The organism is Staphylococcus canis, assembly GCF_016238445.1.
GTDB lineage: Bacteria > Bacillota > Bacilli > Staphylococcales > Staphylococcaceae > Staphylococcus > Staphylococcus canis.
The window spans coordinates 1-350 of the sequence record NZ_JABANU010000074.1 but is presented as its reverse complement, the minus strand read 5'-3'; the positions used below and the strand labels follow the sequence as shown (position 1 = coordinate 350).

Genomic DNA, 350 nt, shown 5'->3' with positions numbered 1-350 from the left:
TTGATCGCCCTTTATATAATAAGTTCAAGCGCTTCTGGAAACTATATTTAAAACCTATAGAAGATTTAGAAGCGTTTGAGTACCGAAAGGTTCCATTGTTTAAATCGTGGAAGACACAAAAAGGGATAGTTCAATATCTTAATGAACAAAATGAGATGCTTAGTCGTACGCACTTTACAGTCAATCAACTTCGTTGTCATATTAATAACAATGATATAGAAGGCTTACTTCAGTCTTTAGAAAACGTAGCTTTACCAGATATCCATCCTAAATTAAGAACTGTCATAAAAACATTAAAAAGTTATATTCCATTCATCACCAACACATTAGAATATGCCAACTTTACGAAT

Annotated in this window: 1 pseudogene; it reads left to right on the top strand. The window is 32.0% G+C overall.

Features of this window, described 5'->3' with window-relative positions:
- A pseudogene (locus HHH54_RS10965) lies at positions 1 to 350 on the top strand (ISL3 family transposase); the annotation flags it as partial.